At 48.6% G+C, this 10,384-nt stretch carries 6 protein-coding genes; 5 read left to right on the top strand and 1 reads right to left on the bottom strand.

Translation table 11 applies throughout. The features are described 5' to 3' along the window. Positions 1 to 91: 91 nt before the first annotated feature. Positions 92 to 649, top strand: coding sequence for an AAA family ATPase (locus B9Y93_RS11455; RefSeq protein ID WP_085494532.1), 558 nt, complete (start codon positions 92 to 94; stop codon positions 647 to 649). A 294-nt stretch (positions 650 to 943) separates the two neighbouring features. Here B9Y93_RS11455 and B9Y93_RS11450 read toward each other — a convergent pair whose 3' ends face one another. Then, positions 944 to 2,992, bottom strand: coding sequence for a methyl-accepting chemotaxis protein (locus tag B9Y93_RS11450; protein WP_085494531.1), 2,049 nt, complete (start codon positions 2,990 to 2,992; stop codon positions 944 to 946). Between the two features lie 289 nt (positions 2,993 to 3,281). On the opposite strand from B9Y93_RS11450, the gene B9Y93_RS11445 reads away from it, so the two are divergent. The 4 genes from B9Y93_RS11445 (at position 3,282) to B9Y93_RS11430 (ending at position 10,176) form a co-directional block, all read left to right on the top strand. Next, complete coding sequence (locus B9Y93_RS11445) at positions 3,282 to 4,052, top strand: ABC transporter ATP-binding protein (RefSeq protein WP_085494530.1); 771 nt, start codon at positions 3,282 to 3,284, stop codon at positions 4,050 to 4,052. Next, positions 4,027 to 5,952, top strand: coding sequence for an ABC transporter permease (locus tag B9Y93_RS11440; protein WP_085494529.1), 1,926 nt, complete (start codon positions 4,027 to 4,029; stop codon positions 5,950 to 5,952). Before B9Y93_RS11445 ends, B9Y93_RS11440 begins: the two co-directional genes overlap by 26 nt. Before the next feature lie 358 nt (positions 5,953 to 6,310). After that, entirely contained in the window at positions 6,311 to 7,699 is a 1,389-nt protein-coding gene (locus tag B9Y93_RS11435; RefSeq protein WP_085494528.1) for an alpha-L-fucosidase, read from the top strand. A 740-nt stretch (positions 7,700 to 8,439) separates the two neighbouring features. Next, positions 8,440 to 10,176 (top strand): proline--tRNA ligase, encoded by a 1,737-nt coding sequence (locus B9Y93_RS11430; RefSeq protein ID WP_085494527.1) that lies wholly within the window; start codon positions 8,440 to 8,442, stop codon positions 10,174 to 10,176. Positions 10,177 to 10,384: the final 208 nt, after the last annotated feature.

Below are 10,384 nucleotides of genomic sequence, written 5' to 3'. Positions count from 1 at the left end.
CTCTGTAACTCAAGAATAACAAAATCGCTCAAGGCTGACGGATTTCATTCCGTTTTGTGCCTTGAGCGAAGCGAAAGGAATGGGTATAACGATGATTATTTGGATTAACGGGGCGTTTGGTTCAGGCAAGACTTCAACAGCCTTCGAGCTGCATCGCCGTTTGCCGCAGTCGCATGTGTTTGATCCGGAGGAGGCCGGCTTCTACATTCGTGATAATGTGCCGAAGGAGATCGCAAAAAGTGATTTTCAAGACTATCCGATGTGGCGAGAGATTAACTATCATATGCTCTATCACCTCTCTCAGGAATATGAGGGTGCTGTAATTGTGCCGATGACGATCGTAGATCCGCTTTACTTTGAAGAGATTGTAGGCCGCCTGCGGACGCAGCAGGTGCCTGTGCATCATTTTACGATATGGGCCGAGAAGGAAACGCTGCAGAAGCGCCTTCAGAAGCGTGGAGAAGGAAAGGGTTCGTGGCCGGAGCAGCAGATAGAGCGTTGTCTAACGGGATTATCTCACGAGTGCTTTGAAACGAGGATTCCCTCTGATCAGATGAGCATCGAACAGCAAGTGGAGTGGATTGCCGTTAAGCTTGCGTTAGAGCTTGAGCCGGATGAGAGAAGCCTATTAAAGAAGCTCCATCAATAGGGGACAATGCTTGAGCATATCTGTTGGTTACAATGAGAATAATTGCTAAGGTGAATAGGGTCATATATTCAATGTAAGAATACCCCCAATAACCATATGGATCGGTGCATAGCGAATATAGGAGATTTCCTCAGATCTGTCGCCATAGAGAAATGATCATGTTGTATCCTCGCATCTACTTCTTTCTGAATGAGATTAGGTATATTTGGATAGTGTAAAAAAGCCTCTGCGTCCACTGCTGTGGGACGAGAGGCTTTGCATGTTTTATCATATGTTTATGGATTGTTATTCGGATTAAAGCTTGAATTTGTTCATTTCCTCGGACATGAGCTTGGTCATCTGAGACAAGGACTCACTTGTTGCTTGTACTTCCTCTGCCGAAGCAGCGGTTTCCTCAGATGTTGCCGCAATCTCCTGTGAAGAAGCAGAGATTTGCTCTGCAATAGAAGAGGAATCTGAGATTCTACCAATCATCTCATCCTTCATGTGCAGGATGGCGTTAGCATTCTCTTGCAGCAGCTCAATTTGCGGCGTAATGAGTTCAATAGCCGTCACAATCTGCTTGAACGATTGCGTCGACGTATCAATATCCGTAAATTGCTCTTCAATGGAATGCTTCATATTGTGTGCTGTATCAAGCATGATGCTCGAATCATCCGACACCTGCTTGATGCGCTCTGTGATCAGCTTGGCCGAGGTCTGCGCTTGTTCAGCCAGTTTGCGCACTTCCTGCGCTACGACTGCGAAGCCTTTGCCGGCTTCTCCTGCCCGTGCAGATTCGATCGCAGCATTTAGAGCCAGCAGATTGGTTTGCTCTGCAATGTTGTTAATGACATCCGTCATCTGTGTGATTTGCTTGAAGCTTTCACTCGATTGCTCGATGCTTACAATGAATTTCTCAAATCGAGCCTGCATTTCTTTTACCGAATGATCAAGCTTCTCCATATTGGCATTGCTCTCCGTCGCCATGTCAGAGATTTGTTCTCCGCTCTCGCCAACTTCCGAGATGGCATTTGTCATCCACGTTAGCTTATTACCATATTCGTTCATCGCTTCATTAATATGCACGAGATCATTGGTTTGCGACTGAACGCCGGTAGCGACTTCTTGGATCGACATGCTGACGGATTCCGTGGCAGTCGTCATCTCTTCTGCGGCTTGATTGAGCTGCAAAGAGGCCTGATCAATCTGATTGGATTGAGTTTGGACCGTGCCTAACAAGCTGCGCAGGGCATCCTGCATCTTGCGCATCATTGCTGCCATTTCACCAATCTCATCCGTGCGTGTCAAGAGCTTAGGATGAACCTGATGCGTAAGGTCGCCAGATGCTGTAGCATCAATAATGCTGCCAAATGAGTGCAGTGCTCGTGTCAGGCGTTTGGCAAAGATGATAACGAGACAAGCGCCAATGATAAATCCGACAATCGACATCATAAACAGCATATTGCGCACTTGGCGAGTGCCTGCGAGTACTTCGCTGTCGTCAATATAGACACCTACCGAGCCGCCTGTCTTGCTTACGGGTGCAAAGCCTACGCTCTTTGTTGTGCCGTCATAGCTGTAATTGCCAAAGCCCACTTCTCCCGCCACCATGCGCTTTTGAACCTCTGCTAGGCTGGTATATTGTGGATCTTCTTTTACCGCTTCGATGGAATTGAATTGCTTCTGAACGAGTTCGTTGTTTTCGTGTGCGGTGAGCGTGCCGTCCTTGCTTGCGAAGAAGGCATGTCCAGTTTCTCCTACATGAATATCAAGAGCGAATTGTTGGAGATCATCGGCAGAAGTCTCAAAGAACAGCACGCCAGCCACCTTGTCGTTATTGTAAATAGGGGCAGCGTAAACCATGCTCATGTAATCTTCTTTGACGTCTCGGAGCATATCTGAGGTGTTGGTTTCGCCTTGCAGTGCTTTTTTGAAGTAATCTCGGAAGGAGAGGTCGACTCCTTTGTCAGGGCCTAGCACTTTAGTCCCGGATGTGTTAAGAACTCCCCAGCTTAGCGCGCCGTAGTCATCCAAATACTTCTGAATTCTCTTCTCGACTTTGGCCGCTGCCTCGGGAGATTGGATCATCTGATTGAAGTTCTGGAAATCATCCAGTTGAGCCAGATGCTCAGCAAAGTCCAAATCTTGGGTCAAATATTGATCATACAGCTTGGCGGTCTGCTTCGCAATCTCCGGAAGAAGCGTCCGATTAGCATCATCGAGCTCATTCTTCGCGCTGTAATACGAGAACAGGGACAAGCTCAAGCAAAGAATTAATATGATCGTGCCAAAGGTAGAGATTAGCTGCTTCTGAATCGTGAACTTTTGAAACAGACGTAGTTTTTTCATGTTGAAGCGCATAAAAACCCTCCAGTGTCATCTATGAAATTGTGTCAACACTCTATATATCGTAGTTTAAATTTAAGAAGTTAATCACAAAAATATAACAGCGGCGTTTATATATGTAAATTTTCATGAAAGTTTGTGAAAATTGTGTAACAAATGAAAAAATAATTTCAGATTCGCCTCGAAAATTGTCGAAAAAGCTCACTCTTACATGCTTGTAAGCTTGATGAAAGGAAGTGCGATAGGAGCTTTTGGCATCCTCAAGTACACTTTGGATAACGAATGACAAAAAGGAGAATTAGCGATGGAAATGGTACGCGTTAAGGACCTGTGCAAGACCTACAATGAAAAAGTACCTTATACAGCCTTAAGCAATGTGGATATGACCTTGAACAAAGGGGAATTTGTCGGGATCATGGGCCCTTCTGGAAGCGGGAAGACGACTCTTCTCAACATTGTGTCGACGATCGATCATCCGACCTCAGGCGAGGTGCGCATCGAAGGCGACAATCCTCATGCGATGTCGCTAGAGGAGTTGGCCTTGTATCGCCGCAGAGAGCTTGGCTTTGTCTTTCAATCTTTTAATCTTCTATCGACGCTGACGGTGAAGGAAAATATTATGCTTCCCTTGACCTTGGACGGCTCTTCCATTAAGGAGATGAAGGAGCGTGTGCAAGAGGTCGCGCAGAAGCTTGGCATCACAGATATATTGGATAAGCGCACCTATGAGATCTCAGGTGGACAAGCACAGCGAACGGCTGTGGCCAGAGCTCTTATTCATAAGCCCAAGCTTGTGCTCGCAGATGAGCCGACAGGCAATCTCGATTCGAAGGCGGCAAGAGATGTGATGGAGCTGCTGACAAAGCTTAACAAGGAGATGCAGACGACGACCATGCTCGTTACGCATGATGCAATGGCTGCGAGTTTTTGTGACCGGGTTATTTTTATTAAAGATGGACAGCTTCATAATGAAATCGTATGCGGCGACAACCGTGAGGTGTTCTACCAACGAATCATCAATGTACTGTCTTTGCTGGGAGGCTTCCGCCATGACTTTTCGACAGTTCGCGTTTAATAACGTCATTCGCAATAAGCGGATTTATGTCGCTCACTTTTTGAGCAGCGCTTTTTCTGTCATGGTTTTCTTCGTATATGCGCTCTTGCTGTTTCACCCGGACCTGCAAGGGGAGCTTCAATCGACAAGCGAGACGATGAGCAAGCTCGCCAAGATGGGCATGAATATTTCCCAGTATTTGATCTTCATCTTCAGCTTCTTCTTCTGCATGTATTCGGTTAGTGCTTTCCTGAAGACGCGGAAGCGGGAATTCGGCATTCTTATGGTGCACGGCATGTCCACGAAGCAGCTGCATCGGCTTGTGTTTGTTGAGAATCTGATGATTGGCCTTGCCGCGATCGCTGCAGGGATTCTCACGGGGCTCGTGTTCGCGAAGCTGACGCTGCTCATTAGTGCGAAGGTGCTCTATATCCAGAATGGCCTTCCTTTTTACCTGCCTTGGAAGGCAGTGGCAGTGACAACACTTGCTTATGCCGTGATGTTCTTTTTGGTGTCGCTGTTTACTTCAAAAACGGTAAAGGTGACCGAACTCGTAGAGCTTATTCGCTCAGAGGAGAAGCCGAAGCCGGAGCCGAAGGCCTCCCTTGGCTTGTCTGTGCTTGGTATCCTCCTGATTCTAGCAGGCTACGGGACAGTGTTTTTCTTTGTCTTGCAAAGAGCATTTGTGCTTCCGCTGCTGGTTGCAGGAGTAGGCTTGACGGTGCTTGGCACTTACTTCTTGTTCACCCAGCTTAGCGTCTATGCGATTCGCTGGATGCGCGGCAAAGAAAGCTTGTTTCTCAAAAAGACCAATCTGCTGACGATCTCGGAGCTTGCATACCGGATGAGGGATAATGCCACGATGTTTTTTATGACTGCCATCATCTCAGCGGTTGCCTTTACAGGCATTGGCACCTGTGTCGCGATTGCAGATCCAGGGCTCGTGGAGATGGAAACGCCTTATGCTTATTCCTATTACTCCACTTCAGACAACGACAAGGAGTCACAGCACATCAAGATTATTCAGGATCGCCTTACAGAGGCGGGGTTTGCTTATAATATGGCGTATTATGTTCGGGAATTTATGGATGATGGCGGCATGCTGATCAAGCTGTCCGACTATAATGCACTTGCCAAGGCACTAGGTAAAGAGACTGAGAACTCACTAGAAGCCGGTAAAGTCATGCTTGTGCCTGTGAATTATCATGAACGGCAAATATGGCGGGAGGAAGCGAATCGTCCCGCACAAGTCGAGCTCAGCATGAATGGAATCGCTAAGACGCTGTCCGTACAGAAGGCCTCCTCTTTGATGCTCTTCCCGGACATGTACAAGGTATATGTCGTCAATGACGCGATGTATGATCAGATTGCATCTACACGGGAAGAGGGCGCGTCTACGAGCAAGATGTTTCACTTTGTCGTCCCAAATTGGGAGAAATCGCTCGATGTAACGAATCAAATCCTTAAGGAAGTGCCGCAGAATGATGCAGAAGGGAATTATTACTTAAGTCCGCTGGTTAGTTACTGGCTCATGTCGAAACAGCAAAATGGCATTCTGTTTATTTTAAGCTCCTTGGTCGGCATCGTGTTCTTTACCTTTGCGGCGAGCTTCCTTTACTTTAGACTATATACGGACTTGAGCAGGGATCAACAGCAGTTCCAACTGATCTCCAAGGTTGGCTTGACACGCAAAGAGCTAAAGCGGATTGTCTCGCAGCAGCTGCGTCTCATGTTCTTCCTGCCGATGGCGGTAGCCGTCATCCACAGCTCTGTTGCCTTTCTCGCGCTGCAGCAGCTGGTTGATTACTCTGTGCTGCTGGGTTCGCTTATCGTAATCGGAGCCTTCCTGCTCATTCAAGTGCTGTATTATAGCATCGTTCGCTCACGGTATACGAAGAGGCTGCTCGTTCACTTTATGTAATTCTTTTAGTCGGATGGACGAGGATTGTACGCACTATTGGGTTCATCATAGATAAAACAAGAAGGAATAATGGTCCTGCTTATCGGGTTAGCCTAATAAGGATCATTATTCCTTTTTTAACGTGATTGGAGTAAAGGCAAACTGAAAAGTGCCAGCCTGCACAGAAATTTTACATTTGATAAATGAAAGTTTCATGAATGACAAAGAAAATAAACATATGCAACTTTTGATGTTGAATTTGAAGCGCATACATGATATGTTCAGCTTGAACAAAATTGTTACCCATAACCCTAATGGGAATACAGAGTGCCCAGCACTCGTGAAATACCGATAGACAAGGACCAAGGAGGCACACGACATGTCAGAGGAACTGAAGCAAGAGCTAGAGCAAGAAGAGCAGCCGGTTGTCGTGCAAGGTGTACACAACTACAGCAGTGAAGACCATTACGTCCGTCCTGAAGAGCCTGAGCTGCAAGAGCGGCTGGAATGGTTCCAGGATCAGAAGCTTGGCTTGATGATGCACTGGGGAACCTACTCCCAGATCGGTATCGTAGAATCATGGGCACTAAGCGATGTAGACGTTGAATGGTCACGCAATGAAGTGGATTGGGATGTAACGGACGAAGATTTGAAGCGCCAATATTTTGAGCTGAACAAATCGTTCAATCCACTGCGCTTTCAGCCGGACAAGTGGGCAGAGCTTGCAGCCGAAGGCGGCTTCAAGTATTTGATCTTCACAACGAAGCATCATGACGGCTTCTGCATGTGGGATACGCATACAACGGACTATCGCGTTACCCATAAGGATTGCCCGTTCCACGGCCACAAGTATGCAGACGTTACTCGTGAAGTATTTGATGCATTCCGTGCGAAGGGAATTGCAATTGCGGCGTATTTCTCGAAGGCGGACTGGCATACGCCAACTTATTGGGCGCCAGGCATGGAGCGCGGAACGACAACATCCCGCGGGCCATCCTATGATCCAGAGAAATATCCGTGGCTGTGGAATGACTTCATTCAATTTACGCATGATCAAATTGAAGAACTGCTTACGCGCTACGGTCGCATCGATATCCTATGGCTTGATGCGGGCTGGGTAGGCAAAGGCAAGCAGGATATTCTGCTTGGCGACATCGTGGATCGCATGCGTCAGCATCAGCCTTGGCTTCTGGTCGCAGATCGCACAATCGGCGGCAAGTACGAAAACTATGTAACGCCTGAGCAAACGATTCCAGAACGCCCAGTGATGGTGCCTTGGGAAAGCTGCATTACGATGGGAAGAGCCTTCTCTTACCGCTTTGATGATGAGTACAAATCGACTCGCGAGCTTATTCATATGCTGCTTGAGATTGTGGCAAAAGGCGGCAACCTGGCCCTTAATGTCACACCGCAGCCAGATGGACGTCTGCCGGTTCAAGCCATTACGCGAATGAAGGAAATTGGCGCTTGGATGAACGTGCATGGAGAGGGGATATACGGCACTCGGGTATGCGCTCCGTATGTTACCGATAACGTTGCATTTACACACAAAGATGACACGGTGTATGCATTCCGCATGTATGGTGAAAATGAACAAGCGACAGCTACGGTTCATCTGCCTTACACCGAAAACGTGAAGCAGATTGATCTGCTTGGCGGCGCTGACAATCTTTCCTTTGAGAAAACGGAAAATGGCATTGTGGTGACACTGCCTGCGGATACTGACGTCGCTGCTCCGCCAATTGCACACGGCTTCCGTATTCGTTAATCTCGTTAATCCATATGTGATGAGGATTAAAAGAGTCCCGCTCCATACTAGGGGTTGTCCCTTATGTGTGGACGGGGCTTCATTTTTATATAAAACTCAGCTGGACACAGGTTTGCGGCATCGTATCATCTCTGCTCGACAGCAGCGCTGATAGCCTTGTGGGCTTCATTATCTTGAGTTCATGGATTGAACGTGATACACTACTGAGCAATAAGCTAGAGCATAGTGGAATAACAGCGATGACCAAGGACATATGTACATCGGACGTGTCTTTCAGAGAAGTGCCTGCGTGGTGAGAGGGCACAGATAACGAGATGTGCCTCCTACCTTGCAGCTGCGCGGGATTAAGCGCCTAATACGGCGATGTGAACGAACCGCTGCCGGCAACGGGCCGTTAATCCGTTCAAGCACGAGCTGAGCCTGCTTGCCTTGCAGCTCCTTCGAGCCTTTTGTTGTGAAGGTTTAAGTTTTTCCTTTCGCACCTAGCTCCTCGTGAAATAAGGGTGGTACCACGAACGCATTCGTCCCTGACGAGCGCGTTTTTTTGTTTTTCATCAAGGCGACGTGTTGTTTGCAGATGATGGCTGGTGCTTCACTGCATGGCTGATCGTGATGCTGATGGGAGCCGTATTTTGCTTCAGGGCAGTACTGTTCATTTGGCAGAAATGAAGGGTTGTTTGTATCGAGCCACGACTTGAACGAACAAGACCATCTATTTAGCAAAAGGGAGGAAACTTACAATGAAACAGCGTTTATTGCTCGCGCCTACATTAAGAGAAGCGCCTAGCGACGCGGAGGTTGTCAGTCATCAGCTCCTGCTGCGAGCAGGCTATATCCGGCAGGTTGCCGCCGGCGTCTATCACTATTTGCCGCTTGGGCGAAGAGTGCTTCGCAAGCTGGAGGAGATCATTCGTGAAGAGATGGATCGCATCGGCGCTCAGGAACTGCTGATGCCTGCGATTCAGCCGACTGAGCTGTGGCAGGCATCGGGGCGCTATGAGGTGTATGGTCCAGAACTGATACGCCTTCAGGATCGGCATGGCCGTGAATTCGCACTCGGTCCTACTCACGAAGAGGTCGTGACCACGCTGATTGGCCAAGAGATCAGCTCGTACCGGAAGCTGCCGCTTACCGTGTATCAGATTCAGACAAAGTATAGAGACGAGAAGCGTCCAAGGTTCGGGCTTCTGCGTGGAAGAGAGTTTCTCATGAAGGATGCGTACTCCTTTGATATCGATGAAGAGGGACTGGATGCCCAGTATTGGAGCATGCATAATGCGTATCATCGCATCTTTACCCGTGCGGGACTTCGCTACCTTGCCGTTGAAGCTGATGCAGGAGCGATTGGTGGAGAAGGCGATACGCATGAGTTCATGGCCCTGACTGACATTGGCGAGGATACGATTGTGACTTGCTCTTCCTGCCAATATGCTTCGAATCTAGAGCGCGCCTATGCGGGTGCTGAACAGCATGCATCTCAGGAGGAGCAAGCGCTGGAGCCTCCTCTTGCTGAAGCTCGTGCTTTCGTTCCGCCAATGGAGCAAGTGTCCACACCGCAGGTGAAGACGATGGAAGAGCTGATGCAGTTCTTTAAGCAGGAAGCGAAGCAGATGATAAAAACGATGATCGTCGTAGCGGATGGCAAGCCTGCGGCGGTGCTGCTTCGCGGGGATCATGAGATGAATGAGACGAAGGTGAAGAATGCGCTGCAGGCGAATGAGCTGGAGCTTGCGGATGAGGATACGATCATTAGGGTAACAGGGGCGCCGCATGGCTTTGCGGGTCCTGTAGGCTTGCAGGTGCCGGTGCTCATCGATGCACATGCTGCTGGGTTGCGCGAAGCCATTGTCGGCGCCAATCAGGTAGATGCTCATCTGAGACATGTTGTGCCTGGAAGAGACTTTGCTCTGCCTCAAGTTGGGGATTATCGCAACGTGGCAGAGGGCGATCCTTGTCCACGCTGTGAAGGCACGCTTCAGTTCCAGAAGGGCATCGAGGTCGGACATATTTTTAAGCTTGGCAAAAAATATAGTGAGCCGCTGCATGCCGCCTTCTTGAATGAGCAGGGACGCGAGCAGACGATGACGATGGGCTGCTACGGCATCGGTATTTCTCGGCTTCTTGCCACCTGTGCGGAGCAGCTGAATGACGCTAACGGCCTAACGTGGCCGAGTGAGATTGCGCCATTCCAGGTGCACATCATTCCTGTGTCGATTAAGGATGATGCGCAGCGTGACGCTTGCGAGCAGCTGTATGCGAAGCTAACCGCACAAGGCGTTGAGGTGCTGCTGGATGATCGGGATGAGCGTATTGGCGTTAAGCTGAAGGATGCGGATCTGATTGGCATCCCGCTTCGGATCGTATGCGGCCGCGATCTCGCAGAGGGACTTGTGGAAGTGAAAAAGCGCACGGAGGCGGATAAGCGATTATTTAGCATTGAGGAAGCCATGCAAGAAGCGCTCCAAATGAAGCGATAAGCTGATCAAGCTAGAGAATGACCGTTTTGACTAAAGATTATTTTAAGGACTCTCTGATCATAAAGAGGGTCCTATTTTCTATCTGAATATATCTATCATCTTCATAGGGGTTCGGAAGACATTGAGATGTGCCAAACATCATGATGTCGTCTTTATATGAGTTATGACTTGAGCAAGTGATCAAGAAGAACCTGCTCTTCTCGCAAAC

It is taken from the genome of Paenibacillus aquistagni, assembly GCF_900177815.1.
GTDB classification, from domain to species: domain Bacteria; phylum Bacillota; class Bacilli; order Paenibacillales; family Paenibacillaceae; genus Paenibacillus_B; species Paenibacillus_B aquistagni.
The sequence above is the reverse complement of the archived record's forward strand: the minus strand, read 5'-3'. Positions and strand labels throughout refer to the sequence as shown.